18 protein-coding genes are annotated in these 17,227 nt (G+C 64.8%); 10 read left to right on the top strand and 8 right to left on the bottom strand.

Going from position 1 to position 17,227, the window contains the following annotated elements:
* Positions 1-30: 30 nt before the first annotated feature.
* Positions 31-1,059, bottom strand: a complete 1,029-nt coding sequence (locus J5J83_RS12780; protein WP_212349679.1) for an MBL fold metallo-hydrolase — start codon at positions 1,057-1,059, stop codon at positions 31-33.
* Positions 1,060-1,217: 158 nt separating this feature from the next.
* Here J5J83_RS12780 and J5J83_RS12775 point away from each other — a divergent pair, with 158 nt between their 5' ends.
* The 6 genes from J5J83_RS12775 to J5J83_RS12750 all read left to right on the top strand — a co-directional run bounded on the left by J5J83_RS12775 (position 1,218) and on the right by J5J83_RS12750 (position 6,698).
* Positions 1,218-1,661: a MerR family DNA-binding transcriptional regulator gene (locus tag J5J83_RS12775; protein ID WP_212349677.1), complete on the top strand. Its 444-nt coding sequence runs from the start codon at positions 1,218-1,220 to the stop codon at positions 1,659-1,661.
* Between the two features lie 90 nt (positions 1,662-1,751).
* The gene (locus tag J5J83_RS12770; RefSeq protein ID WP_212349675.1) at positions 1,752-2,219 is read left to right on the top strand and encodes a PaaI family thioesterase; all 468 of its coding nucleotides are present in this window, start codon (positions 1,752-1,754) and stop codon (positions 2,217-2,219) included.
* 55 nt (positions 2,220-2,274) lie between these two features.
* Positions 2,275-3,429, top strand: coding sequence for a carbonate dehydratase (gene can, locus J5J83_RS12765; RefSeq protein ID WP_212349673.1), 1,155 nt, complete (start codon positions 2,275-2,277; stop codon positions 3,427-3,429).
* Positions 3,430-3,446: 17 nt separating this feature from the next.
* On the top strand, positions 3,447-4,655 hold the full coding sequence (locus tag J5J83_RS12760) for an acetyl-CoA C-acetyltransferase (RefSeq protein ID WP_212349671.1): 1,209 nt from the start codon (positions 3,447-3,449) through the stop codon (positions 4,653-4,655).
* Positions 4,656-4,846: 191 nt separating this feature from the next.
* A complete protein-coding gene (locus J5J83_RS12755) occupies positions 4,847-5,980 on the top strand; it encodes an acyl-CoA dehydrogenase (RefSeq protein ID WP_212349669.1) in 1,134 nt (377 codons plus the stop codon).
* A gap of 106 nt (positions 5,981-6,086) precedes the next feature.
* Positions 6,087-6,698, top strand: a complete 612-nt coding sequence (locus tag J5J83_RS12750; RefSeq protein WP_349251890.1) for a 2-hydroxychromene-2-carboxylate isomerase — start codon at positions 6,087-6,089, stop codon at positions 6,696-6,698.
* A gap of 9 nt (positions 6,699-6,707) precedes the next feature.
* On the opposite strand, the gene J5J83_RS12745 is transcribed toward J5J83_RS12750, so the two are convergent.
* Positions 6,708-7,076, bottom strand: a complete 369-nt coding sequence (locus J5J83_RS12745; RefSeq protein ID WP_212349667.1) for a VOC family protein — start codon at positions 7,074-7,076, stop codon at positions 6,708-6,710.
* Positions 7,077-7,225: 149 nt separating this feature from the next.
* Between J5J83_RS12745 and J5J83_RS12740 the strand changes: the two genes are divergently transcribed.
* On the top strand, positions 7,226-7,951 hold the full coding sequence (locus J5J83_RS12740; RefSeq protein ID WP_212349665.1) for a YafY family protein: 726 nt from the start codon (positions 7,226-7,228) through the stop codon (positions 7,949-7,951).
* 48 nt (positions 7,952-7,999) lie between these two features.
* Here the strand turns inward: J5J83_RS12740 and J5J83_RS12735 are convergent, their stop codons facing one another.
* The 5 genes from J5J83_RS12735 to J5J83_RS12715 all read right to left on the bottom strand — a co-directional run bounded on the left by J5J83_RS12735 (position 8,000) and on the right by J5J83_RS12715 (position 12,955).
* Positions 8,000-8,446, bottom strand: coding sequence for a two pore domain potassium channel family protein (locus J5J83_RS12735; protein ID WP_212349663.1), 447 nt, complete (start codon positions 8,444-8,446; stop codon positions 8,000-8,002).
* Positions 8,447-8,642: 196 nt separating this feature from the next.
* Positions 8,643-9,341 carry a DUF2894 domain-containing protein gene (locus J5J83_RS12730; RefSeq protein WP_212349661.1) on the bottom strand — a complete coding sequence of 233 codons (699 nt, stop codon included), beginning with the start codon at positions 9,339-9,341 and terminating at the stop codon, positions 8,643-8,645.
* Positions 9,334-9,978, bottom strand: coding sequence for an OmpA family protein (locus J5J83_RS12725; protein ID WP_212349659.1), 645 nt, complete (start codon positions 9,976-9,978; stop codon positions 9,334-9,336). Before J5J83_RS12725 ends, J5J83_RS12730 begins: the two co-directional genes overlap by 8 nt.
* 2 nt (positions 9,979-9,980) lie before the next feature.
* On the bottom strand, positions 9,981-12,191 hold the full coding sequence (locus J5J83_RS12720; RefSeq protein ID WP_212349657.1) for a DUF802 domain-containing protein: 2,211 nt from the start codon (positions 12,189-12,191) through the stop codon (positions 9,981-9,983).
* Positions 12,188-12,955 carry a DUF3348 domain-containing protein gene (locus J5J83_RS12715; protein ID WP_212349655.1) on the bottom strand — a complete coding sequence of 256 codons (768 nt, stop codon included), beginning with the start codon at positions 12,953-12,955 and terminating at the stop codon, positions 12,188-12,190. The genes J5J83_RS12720 and J5J83_RS12715 overlap by 4 nt, the downstream gene beginning before the upstream one ends.
* A gap of 364 nt (positions 12,956-13,319) precedes the next feature.
* Between J5J83_RS12715 and J5J83_RS12710 the strand changes: the two genes are divergently transcribed.
* Positions 13,320-14,222, top strand: a complete 903-nt coding sequence (locus J5J83_RS12710) for a fructosamine kinase family protein (protein WP_349251889.1) — start codon at positions 13,320-13,322, stop codon at positions 14,220-14,222.
* Between the two features lie 39 nt (positions 14,223-14,261).
* Here the strand turns inward: J5J83_RS12710 and J5J83_RS12705 are convergent, their stop codons facing one another.
* Entirely contained in the window at positions 14,262-14,837 is a 576-nt protein-coding gene (locus J5J83_RS12705; RefSeq protein WP_212349651.1) for a DUF3365 domain-containing protein, read from the bottom strand.
* A gap of 245 nt (positions 14,838-15,082) precedes the next feature.
* Between J5J83_RS12705 and J5J83_RS12700 the strand changes: the two genes are divergently transcribed.
* Together J5J83_RS12700 and J5J83_RS12695 are read left to right on the top strand one after the other, a co-directional pair.
* Entirely contained in the window at positions 15,083-16,306 is a 1,224-nt protein-coding gene (locus J5J83_RS12700) for a hypothetical protein (protein ID WP_212349649.1), read from the top strand.
* Positions 16,307-16,344: 38 nt separating this feature from the next.
* A complete protein-coding gene (locus J5J83_RS12695) occupies positions 16,345-17,157 on the top strand; it encodes a mechanosensitive ion channel domain-containing protein (protein ID WP_212349647.1) in 813 nt (270 codons plus the stop codon).
* The last annotated feature ends 70 nt before the right edge of the window (positions 17,158-17,227 follow it).

Raw genomic sequence — 17,227 nt, 5'->3', positions numbered from 1 at the left:
GCTCCTTGTTGGAACGGTCCGATGGACCATTCAGCCAGTCTTGATGAAACGGATCGTTCCATCCTCTCCCTCCACCCTGCGAAGCACTCCCTGCTTCACGAGATGGTTCATATGGGCGATTGCCTCACCCATGGCAAACATCACCTGGTGGGTGTCGAGTTCGCGCGGAAAAAGCGTACCCAGCAACTCGCCGGCGCTCCGTGCGGTGGTGCATTCAGCCAATAGTGCGGCGCAGCGTTCGCGGTGATGTTCGACCAACTGAGCGACACGTGCCTGAATTCCCCGGAAAGGCTTGCCGTGGGATGGTAGCACGAGCGTGTTACGGGGCAAGTGATTGATGCGATGCAATGAATCGAGAAACCAGCCCAGTGGGTCGTCGTCCGGAGTCGCCGCAAAAACACTGATATTGGTCGAGATGCGTGGCAGCAGCATGTCTCCCGAGATCAGGACGCCGAGCGCCGCGCAGTACAGACTGGCATGCTCCGGCGCATGGCCGTAGCCGACGATGACCTCCCACTCGTGTGCGCCGACAGTGAGCCTGTCGCCTGCAAACAGGCGGTGATAGTGCTGCGGCATTTCCGGCACGCCGCGGCGATATCCGTTGCCGCGGTCCGCGAGCGCGTCGAGGCGGGCCGCGTCGAGACCGTGGCGGCGGAACTGCTCGATCATGTCGATCACGGAATACCCTGGCTGTTGATGCCATAGCGCGTGCCCACCGAGGAATTCTCCCTGGGTCATGTGCAGACTGGCGCCGTCGCGCGCACACAGCCAGGTGGCCAGCCCGAGGTGGTCGGGATGGCAGTGGGTCACGATAAGGCGCGACAGCGGGCGCGGGTCGGCATCGAGGATCTGCGACCAGTGGGTCTTGATCGGGTCGAGGCCGAAACCGGTGTCGACTGCGGTCAGGGCGTCACCGTCGTCCAGCAGCCACAGGTTGATGTGGTCCAGTGCAAACGGCAGTGGCATGCGGACCCAGGCGATGCCGGGTGCCACCGAAGCTGCTGTCCCGGGGGCGGGCAGGGTGTCGATGGGGTAGTCGATTTCGTCGGTAATTGTCATCTTGTGTCTCGAATGGGTGTCCGGCGGGCGATATGCACGTTGCCCAAATTCCCGGAATCTGCTTAACTTTTCCGCAGTACTGAAGCGATTGTCAATCCTTGTAACGCATGCACCGTGTCCAGGTCGATGCCCTGAGCCGGCAACCTCGACAGCTCAATATGGCCAGCGAACAGACCTACACCATCACCGACCTTGCGCGCGAGTTCGATATCACGCCGCGCGCAATCCGCTTTTACGAAGACCAGGGCCTGCTTGCGCCTGCGCGCACCGGACGCGCCCGCGTCTATTCCAAGTCCGATCGTACGCGGCTCAAACTCATCCTGCGCGGCAAGCGTCTCGGCCTGTCACTGGCCGAAATCAACGAACTGCTCGACATGTACGGTGGGGTGCGCAACTCCGCACCCCAGCTCGAACGCTTCACCAAGGTACTGGCCCAGCGCCGCGCCGCACTTGAGCAGCAGCGCATCGATATCGAGGCGGTGCTGATCGAGATCGACAGTCTCGAACGCCAGTGCAACGCCTTGCTTGGTCACAACCCGGAGGGCGCGGCGGCGGCACGGGCCGAACTGGTAAAGCATATCGACAGCGCAAGTACCGCCTGATCGCCCGGATGGGGCCACACTTGATTTTCTTGTGATTTAGTTTACGTTAACGTAAACGTCAAATAAAGAACATCCCCAGCAGGAGACCTCATGCGACACGAGCCGCCGCTGTTTCAGCCCAAGGACCCGGACTACGCCGCCCGGGTGCGAGCCAGTTTCGACATGCAGCAGGCCATGCGCCTGATCGGGGCGGAGTTGGCCGAGCTGGAGCCGGGCTATGCGGAAATTCATCTGCCGCATCGGCCGGAGATCACCCAGCAGCACGGTTATATCCATGGAGGGGTGGTGGGCATGATCGCCGACTCGGCGGCGGGCTATGCGGCAAACACGCTGACGCCGCACGACACCAGCGTGCTGACGGTCGAGTACAAGCTCAACCTGGTGGCGCCGGCCCACGGTCAGCGTCTGGTGGCGCGCGGCGAGGTGATCAAGCCCGGGCGCACGCTGTTGATCACGCGCGCCGAGGTGTTTGCGGTGCGCGACGAAAACTGGACCTTGTGTGCGGTGATGCAGCAGACCATCATCGCCATGCATGGAAAGAAGGACGGCGTCGCCTGAAGCCGGGGCGGCAAGTGTGCCGTCGTCGGAACAAGGACAACGAGGAGACCGAAGCATGAGCGTTCGCCTGCTCAACATCACCGCCAGCGATGCGTCCGAACTCGCCCATGTGCGCCAGTTCTTTCGCAACTATGCGGCGTGGCTGGGCGTCGATCTGAGCTTTCAGGGCTTTGCCGATGAGCTTGCCAATCTGCCCGGTGCGTACGGCGCTGCCAATGGACGCCTGTTCTATGCCGAGGTCGATGAGCGTCCGGCCGGTTGCGTGGGCGTGCGTCGGCTGTCCGAAGGTGTGTGCGAGATGAAACGGCTCTACGTGGAGCCCGATATGCGGGGCGCTGGCGTGGGGCGCCAGCTCGCGATGGCGGCGATTCAGGCGGCCAAGGCGCTGGGCTACCGCAAGGTGATGCTCGACACCCTGCCGGCGATGCGGATCGCGGTGAAGCTGTATCGTGAACTCGGCTTCACCGAGGCCCCGGCCTATTACCAGACGCCAATCGAGGGCACGGTATTCCTGACGCTCGACCTCGACAACTGGTCCGAGACCGAAGTGAACAACGAGAACCTGTTTCACCTGTTCGACTTCAATGTGGCCTGGGCGCGCCAGATGCAGCAGGTCGACCCGGGTTTCTTCGAGAAGCTGTCGCATCTGCAAAGTCCGGAATATCTCTGGATCGGCTGCTCGGATTCGCGCGTGCCGGCCAACCAGATCGTCGGCCTGCTGCCGGGTGAGGTGTTCGTTCACCGCAATGTGGCCAATGTGGTAGTGCACACCGACCTTAACTGCCTCTCGGTGATCCAGTTCGCGGTCGATGTGCTCAAGGTCAAGCACATCATGGTCGTCGGCCATTACGGCTGTGGCGGCGTGAAGTCGGCGCTCAATCGCGACCGCGTAGGCCTCGTCGATCTGTGGCTGCGCCATGTCCAGGATGTGCACGTCAAGCATCAGCAGGCAGTGGACAGCTTGCCGGCGCCGCTGCGTCATGATCGCCTGTGCGAGTTCAATGTCATGGAGCAGGTGGTGAATGTCGTGCAGACCGTGGTGGTGCAGGACGCCTGGGCGCGCGGTCAGCGCCTGACCGTGCATGGCTGGATCTACGGTTTGAAGAATGGGCTGATTCGTGATCTGGGGATTAACGTCAGCCGCAGCGAAGACCTGATGCCGCGCTATGCCGCGGCGCTCGAAGCACTCGGCAAAGAGTGCACTTACTGACCACAATGGAGAATCGCATGTCTGATCCCGTCGTTATCGTTTCCGTCGCCCGCACCCCCATGGGGGGCTTTCAGGGCGAGCTTTCCGGCCTGACCGGGCCGCAGCTGGGGGCCGTTGCCATCAAGGCCGCGGTCGAGCGTGCACGTCTGTCGCCGGAGCAGGTGCAGGAAGTCATCATGGGTTGCGTGCTGCCCGCAGGGGTGGGGCAGGCGCCCGCCCGCCAGGCGTCGCTGGGTGCGGGCCTGCCGCTGTCGGCTGGTTGCACTACGGTCAACAAGGTGTGCGGTTCGGGCATGAAGGCCACCATGCTGGCGCACGACCTGCTGCTGGCCGGCACCAACGACATCATGGTGTCGGGTGGCATGGAGTCGATGTCGAACGCCCCCTACCTGTTGCCGAAGGCGCGCGGTGGATACCGTCTCGGCCACGGGCAGATGCTGGATCACATGTTCCTCGACGGCCTCGAAGACAGCTACTCGAAAGAGACCAGGGGGCGCCTGATGGGCACCTTCGCCGAGGATTGCGCGTCGCACTTCGACTTCACCCGCGCGGCGCAGGACGAATTTGCGGTGGTCTCCACCACACGTGCGCAGAACGCGATCAATGGCGGTGCCTTCACCTGGGAGGTGGCGCCGGTGACCGTGGCCGGGCGCAAGGGCGATGTCGTGGTGGACAAGGACGAGCAGCCGCTGAAGGCGCAACTGGACAAGATAGGCAGCCTCAAGCCTGCGTTCCGCAAGGATGGCACGGTGACCGCGGCGAATTCGTCTTCGATCTCCGATGGCGCGGCGGCGCTGGTGCTGATGCGCAAGTCCACCGCGGACAAGCTTGGTCTGGCGCCATTGGCCACCATCATCGGCCATGCCACCCATGCGCAGGAGCCGGCGTGGTTTACGACGGCGCCGGTCGGGGCGATGCAGAAGGTGCTGGCCAAGGCGGGCTGGGCGGTGGAAGACGTCGACCTGTGGGAGATCAACGAGGCGTTCGCGGTGGTGACGATGGCCGCGATGAAGGAAATGAAGCTGCCGCACGACAAGGTCAACGTCAATGGCGGGGCATGCGCGCTGGGCCATCCGATCGGTGCGTCCGGCGCCCGCATCCTGGTGACGCTGATCGGCGCGCTGCGTCGGCAGGGTCTCAAGCGTGGCGTGGCCAGCCTGTGCATCGGCGGTGGCGAGGCGACGGCAATGGCGATCGAGGTGAACACCTCGGTGAGCTGCGGCTGATGGTTTGAAACCAGAAGGACCCGTGCGCGAAACCGCCGGTCGCGCCGCGTGCTTGTTCCGTGCGCTGCGGAACTTGGCCTGCGGCCTCGGACAGTCCTCGCGCACTCCTCAAGCACCCGACACGACCGGCTTGGTTGGTGTGCCCTCCCTAATCAATGCAATGAAGGCGCTAGTCTTCCTTGGGACACTCAATGATTCTGACTGCTGAACAGGAAATGATCCGCGACGCCATCCGCACCTTTGCGCAGGAGCGTCTCGCCCCCTTTGCGGCCGACTGGGACCGCAACCACACCTTCCCGCGCGAGGCGCTGAAGGAACTCGCCGAGCTGGGGGCACTGGGCATGGTGGTGCCGGAGGAGTGGGGCGGTGCTGGCATGGACTACATGAGCCTAGTGCTGGCGCTTGAGGAGATTGCCGCCGGCGATGGCGCGACCTCGACCATCGTCAGCGTGCAGAACTCGCTCGCCTGCGGTATCCCCAACCGTTACGGCACCGATGCGCAGAAAGAGGAATGGCTCAAGCCGCTCGCGCGCGGTGAGAAGCTCGGATGCTTCTGCCTGACCGAACCGCACGTGGGATCGGACGCGTCGGCCATTCGCACCACCGCGACGCGTGAAGGCGATGGCTGGGTGCTCAACGGCGTCAAGCAGTTCATCACCACCGGGAAGTATGCCGATGTCGCCATTGTTTTTGCGGTCACCGACAAGGCCGCCGGCAAGAAGGGCATCTCCTGCTTCCTGGTGCCGGCCGATACGCCGGGCTATATCGTTGGCCGCCTCGAAGAAAAGATGGGGCAGAAGGCTTCGGACACCGCTCAGATCCTGTTCGAGAACTGCAAGGTGCCGGCATCGGCCATGCTCGGGGCCGAGGGTGAGGGTTACAAGATCGCGCTGTCGAACCTCGAAGCCGGTCGCATCGGCATCGCGTCCCAGTGTCTGGGGATGGCGCGCGCCGCGCTCGAAGCCGCGGTCAAATATGCGCAGGAGCGCGAGACTTTCGGCAAGCCGATCTTTGAGCATCAGGCGGTCAATTTCCGTCTCGCCGACATGGCCACGCAACTCGAAGCGGCGCGCCAGTTGGTGTGGCACGCCGCCTCGCTCAAGGATGCCGGCCGTCCCTGCCTCAAGGAGGCGTCGATGGCCAAGCTGTTCGCTTCCGAGATGGCCGAGCGGGTCTGCTCCGATGCCATTCAGGTGCATGGCGGCTACGGCTATGTCAGCGACTTTCCGGTCGAACGCATCTACCGCGACGTGCGGGTGTGTCAGATCTACGAAGGCGCGAGCGATATCCAGAAGCTGGTGATCGGCCGCGCGCTGGCGACCTGACGTCGCGCAGTTTTTCGATCCTGCGGGTGGCGTGCAGCGGGTTTCCCTCCCTCTCTTCCCTTTGCCCTGCCCGCAGGATTTTTTCATTGATGAAGGAGTGTCCGACGTGAACGATGCCGTGTTACCGATCGACTTCTGGTTCGACTTCTCCTCGCCTTACGGCTACCTGATGGCGGAAAGCATCGATGCCGTCGCGGCCGCGCATGGCCGTACCGTGCGCTGGCGCCCCTTCCTGCTGGGAGCGGTGTACAAGGCAGTCGGTGGCCAGCCGCTGACCTCGATTCCGCTCAAGGGTCCGTACTCGATCCGGGACCTGGCGCGCAGCGCCCGCTTTCTGGGCGTGCCGTTTTCCATGCCGCAGCCGTTTCCGGTGCCGACGCAGCATGCCGCGCGCGCCTTCTATCATCTCGAGCAGCAGGAACCGGCGCTCGCGCGGCGCTTTGCGCTGGCCGTCTATCGCGATTTCTTTGTCGACGGCCACGATATTTCGGTGCTCGAACAGGTGCTCGACGTGGCGGCCTCCGTCGGCGTCGAGCGCGCAGCCCTGGCCCAGGCGCTGGCCGGCGACGAGGCCAGGGCGCGGCTGAAGGCGGTGTGCGACGAGGCGCTCGCACTCGGGGTGTTCGGCTCGCCCTATGTCATTATCGACGGCGAGCCGTTCTGGGGTGTCGATCGTCTGCCGCAGATCGAGCGCTGGCTGGCGAGCGGAGGGTTCTGACGCCGGCGCTCAGAACTTCGAATACAGCCCCACCCGGTTGCCCTCGCTGTCGATGAACAGCGCGATATGACCGATGTCGTTGCCGAGGTCGGTCTTCTCCATCACGACCTCACCCCCTGCCGGCTTTACCCGGCCGAGTGCCAGGTTGAGATCTTCTCCGCCGTTCAGATAGACCAGCGTGCCGTTGTCGCGGGGCGCCAGTTGCGGCATCTGCACCAGTGCGCCCGAAGGTTGGGGGTCGGCGTATGGAAAGATCGACATCGGGTGTCCGCCGCAGGACTCACGGCGCAGGGCGATGCTGAACACGGCTTCGTAGAAGCGCGTCGCGCGTTCGAGGTCGATCACGGGCAGCTCGAACCAGCAGATCGGATTGTTCATGGTATTTCTCCTGTTCAGGGTCACGCCGCGGGATGCAGCGGATGGAGCCATTGTCATCGAGGCCTCCTGACAGCATGGTGTCAGGAGGGGCGAAACCGGCCCGGCCAGCCGTGCTAATGTGAAGCGTCCGACATTCCGCGACATCACCCATGCGCCCTGCCGACCGCCTGTTCCAGATCATCCTGATGTTGCGCCATGGCCGCGTCACCACGGCGCGGGCGCTGGCCGACGCGCTCGAGGTGTCCGAGCGCACCATCTACCGCGACATTGCGGATCTCGTCGCCAGCGGGGCGCCGATCGATGGCGAAGCCGGGGTCGGCTATCGTCTGCGAAGGGGCTACCAGGTGCCTCCACTGATGTTCACCGGTGATGAGCTCGAAGCCCTGGTGATTGGTGCCAAGCTGGTGCAGGCGTGGGCCGATCCGGCGCTGGGCAAGGCGGCGGCACAGGCGATGGCACGGGTCGAGGCGGTGCTGCCGCGTGCGCTGGAGGCGCGCATCGCCGCCAGCGAGATGCGTTTCTGTGCACCCGGCTTCATGCAGCCGGCGCCGCTGCGCGAGCCGATGACGCTGTTGCGGCAGGGGATGGAAAAAGGCCTGAAGGTGGAGGTGCGCTACCGCCGCGCCGACGGCGAGATCTCGCGGCGCATGTTGTGGCCGCTTGGCCTGGTGTTCTGGGGGCATTGCTGGACGCTGGGTGCGTGGTGTGAGTTGCGGCAGTGCTTCCGGACCTTTCGCGTTGACCGCATCGAGGCGGTCATGATCTGCGGAGATGGCTTCGACGACCGCTACGGGCATTTGTGGCGCGACTATCTCGCTGCGGCGCGAGCGGAGGGCGAAACCGCATGCGCGGCCGGAGGGGCGGAGCCGCACTAGGCCAGGCCTATCGCCAGGAGAGGCCCGGCACTGGCGCGGCCGTCCGCATCAGCCGCCCTTTCTGAATGCGGCAAGATCCGGTGCCCAGAAGCGCTCCATGGCGATGTAGATGTAGGACGCTGACCAGCCGATGAGCAGCAGGCCTGTCAGCGTTTCGGAGCTCGCCAGCAGACGCACGCTGCCGGTGGGAACCAGATCCCCGTAGCCGAGTGAAGTGTAGGTTTCGGCGGAAAAATAGAGCGCAGTCTGAAAGCCCAGCGGGTCGGCATTCGTCATTGAGCCGATGCCCAGTCTGACCAGTATCAGGAGTGCCAGCGAGTAAAGCGCAATCTCGATAACGTGTGCGAAGAAGACGCCGCCAAGCACGACCAGGAGTTTGAATCGGGAACTCAGGCGCATGGTGGGTAAGACGCGCGTCAGACCCGTGAGCACTTCAAAGTGGATCAGCGTGCTGATGCACAACATCGCAATACATGTGGCAACCACTGTGAGCATGTGCTGACTCCCCTTCCGCTGCGGGAACGGAGTGGACCCGCATCACGGCTGCAAATACCGCACTATACCCAGCTGGCACGCGTTGGTGCTTTCAGTGCGGTGCCATGTTTCAGACCCCTGCAAGGGGGCATGAGGGGCGAATCCAGGCCGGCGGCGTCAGCCGGACTGCCGAATCATTGCGTTGCGTACGTCATGGTCAGCGTTTCGTCCTGCCGCGTTTTGCGGGGGGGCGGCCGCCTTCGACCAGATCCAGCCATAGCAGGGTGTCGGCATAGGCCATGAAGTGCTCGAGGTAGTCCGGCGCAATCTTGCGCATCTGCGACAGCGACTGCAGCATGAGGTGATGCGAGTTCAGCGGACCGGCGTTTTCGGGCGCTTGCGCCAGGGAATGGGACAAGGCCTGGTCGACACTCAGCCTCGACCAGGTGCGGCGAAAATGGCTCAGTGACTTGAGTTCACCGCGGTGCGCGGTGGTGCCACCCTCAGGCGGCCGTGTGACGCCTGAGATGTCCGGCGCGGGCGCGTCCGCAGGGTGGCCCAGATCAGAGAGCAGCCCGCTCAGTGCGGTGCAGCTGCCCGCCCCCTCGAGACGGGCGAGCACGCGGCGCAGCGCACCGAAGTCGGCCGCATCATAGTGCGCCTGCAGGCTATCGCCCGCCTGCGGGAATTGCGCCTTGGCGCGGGCCAGGGCTTCCAGCGTCGCTTGCCTGGCGAGGTCGAAGCGCGCGTCGAATCGGGCCAGCACCTCGGCCAGTCTGGCATCCAGCACGCGCCGGGTGTTGCCGCGATGCAGGGCGACCCGCTGTGCAAGGGCTTCGATAAAGCGCCAGCCGACGGGGTCGAACCGATCCGCTCCCCGCGCGCGCAGGTCATCGAGCAGCGCGTTTTCATCCATTGGGTTGCAACTGCGCCTTTGCCGACTTCGGTACCGGCGCCATCTCCACCCGCCGGTTGCGCGCCCGTCCCTCGGGGTCGGCGTTGGATGCCACCGGCTGTTCGGGGCCAAATGCGGCGGCGAAGATCGCCGAAGCGGGCAGGCCCTCTTCGATCAGGGCGCGGGTCACGTTCAGAGCGCGCTGGGCCGAGAGTTCCCAGTTGTCGGCAAACTGGCGGTTGCTCTCGCGTACCGGCTGGTCATCGGTGAATCCGCTGACCATCAGCATCTCGTCGCGCACGCCGAGGTAGGCCGCCAGCGGCGGTGCGAGGCTCTTGAGCAGTTGCCGGCCTTCGGGCTGCAGCTGGTCCGAGTTGAGCGCGAACAGCACGCTGCCGCTGATGCCGATGCGGCCGTTGTCGAGCGTGACCCGGCCGCTGGCCAGCGGCACGGCCAGCGCCTTCTCCAGCGCCTCGCGCCGCTGCTCCTCGAGGTGGCGTTTGTGTACTTCGGTTTCGAGGCTGTTCATCAGTTCGAGCTGTACCCCGAGCACGCCGACCAGGATCAGCACGAAGGCGCCGAGCAGGCCGGACATCAGGTCGCCGAAGACCGCCCAGACCGGCGTCGAGTGCTCGACGCTGGTATCGACCTCTTCCATCCTCAGGCCTCGTCCGTCAGGGCCGGCTGGCGGCCGGAGAGCTGTTGCAGATCATCGACGATCTGCTTCTGCGACATGATGCTCAGATCGATGATTTCGCGCGCCTGGGCGACGTAATACGCGAGCTGCTCGTCGCTGCGTACCACCGACTTGTTGAGCGCGCCCTCGATGCGCTGCAGCGTGATCATCAGCTTGTCGTTGGATTCGCTGAACAGTTGCACCGCGACGCCGAAGGCTTCGCTCAGGCTTGCCACTTCGATGGCGCCGCCGGTGACCTGGTCGGCGGCCGCGCCGATCCTGTCCGACTCCGCTTCGATGTGCGCCGTCAGGCGACTGCCGACACCGTCCAGCATCGCCGCCGAGGACGCCACCAGGGCATCGATCGCGCTGCGCTGTTCGGTCGATGCGTGGTTGATGGTATCGAGCAGGCCGCCCAGGGTTTCCATGATGCGGCTGCGCTCAGCCAGCAGCGCGTTGTCGCGCGCCATGCTGGCGGACAGTTCCTGGCGCAGTTCGCCGATGACGTCGGCCGCGATGCGCGGGGCCTCCGCTGCCGCGTTCATCAGGCGGGAGACCTCTTCGATCGTGGCCTTCGCCTGGGCCTTCGCTTCGGCACTGATGTCGCGGGCGGTGTCGCCCAGATGCTCGCAGATCTGTGCCTGCTGGGTGAGGGTGACCGCACCTGCGTGTTGCCACGCCTGCTGCAGCGTGGCGGTCATGGTTTCCATCGCCTGCGATTGTGCTGCCAGTCGCGCCTCGTCCCGGGCGGCGAGTTCTGTCTGCAGGCGCGCGGCCGCTTCGCCAAGCCTTTCGAGCAGGATGGCCGAGCGCTCGGCGAAGGTGTCGACAAGGGATGCCAGCGCGGCCTCGGTTTGCGCGTTGAGCCGTCCACTGACCTCCTCGTGGCGCGACAGCGCAGCATGCCAGTGCTCGGTCACGGTGTTCGCCGTGGTGGCGAAGCGGGCGGATACGCCGTCGAGCTGGGCTTCGACCGCATCTGCCAGTCTGGCGTTGAGCGCGCCGGCCTCCTGCGTCATGGCGGTCGTGGTGGCGGCAAGATCTGCGCGCAGGCCGGCGTGTGCTCGCGCCACCGAGTCGAGCAGGGCGGTGCTGCGTTGTTCGAAGGTGCCGGTCCAGGCCGCGAGCGCGTCCTGCAGCTGCGCGCTCATGCGTGCGTTGCTGTCCTTGTGTTGCGCCAGCGCAGTCGTCCAGGTGTCCGCGACCTTCGTCACGGTGGTGTCGAAGCGTTCCGAAAGACCATCGAGCTGCACCTTCACGGTGTCGCTCAGGTGCGCCTGCAGCGCCCCGGTTTCACGTGCAATGGCGCTCATCGTGGCGGTGACCACCGGCGCGATGGTGTCGCCGGCAAGGCGGGCGCTCTCGGTCAGGCTGGTCTTGAGCGAGCTGTCGACCGAGGCTGCCAGTGCGGAGTACGTCTCCCTGGCTTCGCGGTGGAAGCGGTCCTGTTCGGCGAGCAGGCGTGCGTTCGACTCGCTGCTTTGGCGTTCCATCTGCGCCATCATCGCCTGCAGCGTGTTGACCAGTTCCGGCAGCACGTCGGCCTGACGCTGCACCGCCTTGAAGGTTTCCTGGCGTTGGTGGGTGAGCGAGAAGCCGCGCAACACGGTGGCGATCTTCGCTTCGAGGACCTGTGTCGTGTGCTGCCGCGCGCGCCGGCACAGCGCGGACATAAGGCCCAGCATGGCCGAGGCGGCCACGCCGGCGATCGACGTGCCGAACGCCACGCCCAGACCCTTGACCGGGGCGCTGAGTGCGCTGCGGATGGTGTGGAGGTCGGTGGTGCTTTCGAGGGCGATCACCGCACCGTTGAGGGTGACGACCATGCCGAGGAAGGTGCCCAGCATGCCCAGCATCACCAGCAGGCCGACCAGGTATGGGGTGACCGCCGGGCCTGGCATGGCCACCCGCTCGCCATCGATGCGCAGGCGCACCGGGTTTTGCAGCGAAGGTGGCAGCCCGGCAATCCACTCGCCCGGATGCGACAGGTTCTCGGGAATGGTGTGCAGTGCGTCTGCCAGTGCGGAGGTGGCGCGATCGAATCGCAGCAGTTCCAGTGCACCGGCCGCGTAGACCACGCCGATGAGTGCGGTCACCGTCAGCGCCAGTGCACTGGTGCCGACATATCCTGCACCGACCCAGCACACGACGGCCATGCCCACGACGAAGGCCGCGACGTAGATGATTCTGTTCATTGCTCTCTTGCCACCTCGTTACCGACTGCATCGATCATGCCTACGATCGGCTGCAATCGAAGGTCCAGTTCCGCCAACAATACGTTCTGCATCTCTTTGCAGAACACCGCGAGCCATCCGCCAGGCTGCATCCACTGACAGGGATCGTCGGCCGTATCCGCGTCAACGCGTGCTGCCAGGTGGTCCGCGTACCGTTTCTCGAAGCGTTTTGCCAGCAGCGCGGGAACGCTCGCCAGCAGGCTGCGCTCGCGAGTCTGCAGGGCCTGCTCCAGTACCGCATCCAGCGCTGCGAGCTGCTTGAGCGATACCGAGCATGCGGAAAGCGCTGCCCGCGCATTGACCCGCAGCGGGCCGATGCTTGCCGTCATGTCACGCTGGTGCGCGAGATAGTAGCGATGGTAGGGCGCGAACTCGGCTGCACTATCCGCGGATGCGCCCGGCGAGGGGGTGGGCAGCTGGATTCGAACCTTACCTGGGCCGCTCACGCCATCGGCGACGATCGAATCGGCCAGGGTGCTGCGTACGCGGGCCAAATCCTCCCGTATCGCGGCGGTTTGCGGCGAGGCCACGCCGTGCCCGATCGCAGTGTCGGCGCCCGCATTGAGCACCGAGTACAGCGGCAGCGCATCCTTGAATTCCAGCCACTGCCCGAGCCGCTCGGCAAAGGACTGCCGGGATTCGGCGACCTCCGCCACTGCCAGGTCGGCAAGCGTTCGGACCAGGCTGGAGCGATTGAAGCTTGTACGCGGCAGTCCTTGCGCCATACCGAAACCGACGCCATCGTGGCGAAAAAGGCGCAAGGCTACTACAAAGCGGCGATGCAGTCAGGCTCTGGCGGCGCTTCGCTGGTGGGCGGGGGTGGGGTATCGGCCGCAAAGCAAGACGCAGCCGTCCTTTGCGCCCGATCCGTGTCTGATGTGTCCGCATGTATCCCTGCGCAAATGCCGTGCATCTCGGGCCTGCCGGCAGGGAGCGGGACGGTTTGCGCTTGCCGGCACCGCCACGACGGGGCGAGGCCCGCTAGAATGGCGCGCATCCAGGTCCGGTGAACCCTATGCACGCATCTCTCACTGCCCCTCTCAGCTCGCTCGCTGCTATCGAATTCGACCGCGTACAGGCGCTCGTGTGGTGACGAACGCGCGATGCCTGGATGCCGAACTGGTGCGGGCCCTCAAGGAAGCTTGCGGGCTCGATTTTTCGCGCGCCGGGACGCGGGAGATCGGTGGCGGTTGCATCAATCGTGTGCTCGAGCTGCGTGCGGGCGCTCACACGTGCTGTCTCAAGCTCAACGATGCGGGTGCGCTGCCGATGTTCGAGGCGGAAGCGGATGGCCTGGTTGCGCTGGCCGCCAACGGCGCCTTTCGCGTGCCGCGCGTGCTGACCTGCGGTGCGACCGCGGACGCCGCATACCTGTTGCTCGAGTACATCGAGATGCGCCCGTTGTCGAGCGCGGAGGATGGCCGACGCTTTGCCGAGGCGCTGGTGCAACTGCACCGCGATACGGGCGAGAATTTCGGCTGGGTGAGCGACAACTTCGTCGGTGCCAGCGCGCAAACCAACACGCCACATCCCGGCTGGGCCCAGTTCTTTGTCCGGCAACGCCTGATGCCGCAGTTGGCGTTGGCCCGCTCGGCAGGGCACGGCGCGACCATCGTGCGCAGCCTCGATCCGCTGCTCGAGCGTGTGCCGGCAATGTTCCTGGATTATTGTCCGCGCCCGAGTCTGCTTCATGGCGATCTGTGGCATGGCAACGCGGCCATGGATGCGGAAGGTCGGCCGGTGATCTTCGATCCCGCCGTCTATCGTGGCGACCGCGAAACCGACCTGGCGATGTGCGAGCTGTTCGGCGGCTTTCCGAGCGCGTTCTATGCCGCATACCGCACGGCCTGGCCGCCGGCAGAGGGCTACGAGCTGAGAAAGACGCTCTACAACCTCTACCATGTGCTGAATCATCTGAATCTCTTCGGCCGTGCCTATCTCGGACAGGCCGAGCGCATGGTCCGCAGCCTGGCGTCCGAACTGATCCGCTGATGCACGCTGGCTGGCGTGTGCGGCGTCGCGGCGCCGGGGTTACAGCGGGCGGCGGATCGTCATCGCGCCGCGGATTTCGCCCAAGGCGTAGCCCGTGGCCTTGTCATCCGGATAGAGCGCCTGCAGCTTCGTCCTGACCGCCGGGCTGATCTCGACATCGCTGCCGTGACAGGCCAGGCACAGCGTCTGGGTGGGCAGCGCCTTCATGTAACGGTATGACTTCTTGCCAGCGTCAACCACGACTTCACCGGCCTCCAGTGTCTCCGGTGCTTCGCCGGTCGCCGCGCGGCGCTCGAAGTCCTCGAGCACCGCCCGCTCCCAGGCATCGGGAACGGCTTTGGGATTTCGGTTCTTGAGGCTCACGCGGCGAATGCTCCAGCCGCTTTGCGCCGACGCCGCCTTCGCCATCTGAGGCGCCTTGTCGCGACACACGGCAATCGCACCTTCCGGTCCGCCGTGTGCGATTTCATCCTTCAACACCGCAATCAGCTTGGGTGGAATGCTGGTTGCAACAGCGCGCGCCTCGTTGAGCAAAGCGGTGTCGTCGGCGATCGCCGAGACCGCTGAGAGGGTCAGCAGCGCGGGAACAATGGGGCGTAGATAGCGTCGTTTCATCGGGTAGATCCTGATTCTTGCGTAAATAAGCGAATCATTATGCATGCATTGGCGGAGGGCGGCTACCTGCGCCGGTCGTGTCCGGCTCGGCTTGGGTGCAATCGCCCTGCATGCGTTTCGCATCGAGCCAGGGTTGCATCAGTCCTCTCTCGGATCAAGCCCTTGCCCCGGGCGGTGGCGGCGATGGGCCAGTGCCCGATGCTTTCCGAAGCGACATCAGCAGGCTTCTGCGCCAGAATGGAGGAATGAGTGAAGACGCCCCCACCGAAGCGGAAAAGGCCCAACTCGAACTGTGGCAGTTCGTGCCGCTGTCCGCGTATGCGCAGCCCGAACTGGCAGCCAGAAGTGCTGCGGTCGCGGCGTGGGCAACGTTCAGGCAGTTGTTCCGCAGTGAGCACAAGGAAGAATTGGTGCCGGTGAGGCAGGAGGACGCGCTGCGCGCGCTGCCCGGGATGCACCTCGAACACCTGGTGAGGCCGATTGACTGGCGCAAGGCGTCTGCTGCGCTCGATGCGGCGCTGCGAGAGCCGAGTGGCGATGGCGCGACTGGCGTGCAGTTCCTGATCGGTCAGCCCCACTGCGGGCATCCCGAAATCGTCGCCGACTGGGCTGTCCGCCACGGTGCGCAGATCATCGAACCGCCGTCATACGAGGAGGTGCTGTCGAGCAAGGGATGTTGGCGTGCGACTTGGCCCGCAGTCGGCCAGGCCTGGGCGATACCATGCCTCGAACGGTTTTTCCTGCGCAGCGCCAACGGCCTGGCGCTGGTGCGCAATCTGCTCGAGGAAATCGTCAGCGGACGAAGGGGGGCGGGGCTGATTGGTTGCGATAGCTGGGCATGGGCCTTCCTGCAGCGGGTTTCCGCGCTTCCGTTGCCGGGAGCGCTGACTCTTCAGGCTTTCGATGGCCCCCGGCTCGCGAGGCTGCTTGCGCAACTGGCGGATGTCGATGGGCAGCGCCAGCTTCTGTTTCGCAATGCCCGAAGCGGGAATACGGCGCTGACCGTTCCCCATGATGGCGACACTGCCAGTGAAGAGGTGGCGCAGCTTGCTGCGCACTGCCGGGGCAATGTGGGCACGGCACGCGATTATTGGCGGCAGCGACTGCGGGCGGTGTCCGACTCGGCGGTGGAGTTCGACAAGGACAAAGCCGGCACGAGTGAAGTGGACGAATCGGATGCTGAAGTGATCTGGGTCTCGGCCACCCAGCCTGAGCCCGCCCTTCCGGTAGAGGCCGATGAGGATGTGGCGCTGGTCCTGCATGCGTTGCTGATTCACAACGGCCTGGGTGATGAGATGCTGGCCGAAGTGCTGCCCTTGCCCCGTCACCTCTGCATGGCCATCGTGCTGCGCTTGCAGAAACTGACCTTGCTCGAGCGCCACGAAGGCCGCTGGCGTGTCTCGGCGCTGGGTTACGAACTGGTGCGACGCTGGCTGCGTGGTCGTGGTTTTCTGGCTGACGATTTTTGATTGCCCACTTGATGCAAGCAACTTGTTGAGTGCCCGCCATGCTTGAAGACAACTCGATGTCACAGATTTTCAGACAGCCGGACTGGACGATGGCGCTTGAGGTCGGTGCTGTCGTCGTGATTGCCACGCTGCTGATCGCCGCCACCCAGCGTGCGTTGCCGTGGATCGGAAACCGCCTGCACGGCAGGCGGCGACTGTTCGTGCTGGCGCTCGTGCCGGTGTTGCGATTGCTGATCATCGTCGTCGCGTTCGCGACCATCGTGCCCCTGGTGATCAATCCTTCGGTGCAGAACATGGTGGCCTTGCTCGGCACCGTCGGCCTCGCGATCGGCTTTGCACTGAAAGACCTTGTCAGCAGCCTGATCGCCGGGGTCGTGGCGGTGGGGGAGATGCCATACCGGAATGGCGACTGGATCAAGATTGATGGTATCTATGGCGAGGTGCGCTACGTCGGCATGCGCACGGTGCAAGTCGTGACCCCGACCGACGACGTGGTGTCGATTCCCCACTCGCGGTTGTGGAACACACCCATCCACAATTCCAACGACGGCTCGCCGCGGTTGCAGTGCGTTGCCGACTTCTACCTGCACCCGGAGCACGACGCGGCTGAGGTCAAGCAGATCCTGTCGGATGTGGCACTCTCCAGTGCCTTCCTGCATTTTGGTCAGCCCGTCACCGTGATCGTGCATGAGAAGCCGTGGGGAACGTGGTACCGCCTCAAGGCCTATCCTGTAGATGCGCGCCAGCAGTTCCGCTTCGTGACCGATCTGACCGTGCGCGGCAAGGCAGCCTTGCTTGGGCTTGGCGTAACCTTTGCCATGGCGCCGACCGCGGAGTCCGTCACGGTGTGAAGCCCGCATACCGCGTAGAACCGCGACAGGAGACTGATACTCAGAGTATCTTCGTGCGGAAGACGGGGGC

The sequence above is a fragment of the Azoarcus sp. L1K30 genome (genome assembly GCF_018122735.1).
Lineage (GTDB): Bacteria > Pseudomonadota > Gammaproteobacteria > Burkholderiales > Rhodocyclaceae > Parazoarcus.
This window is presented reverse-complemented; position numbering and strand designations above follow the sequence as displayed.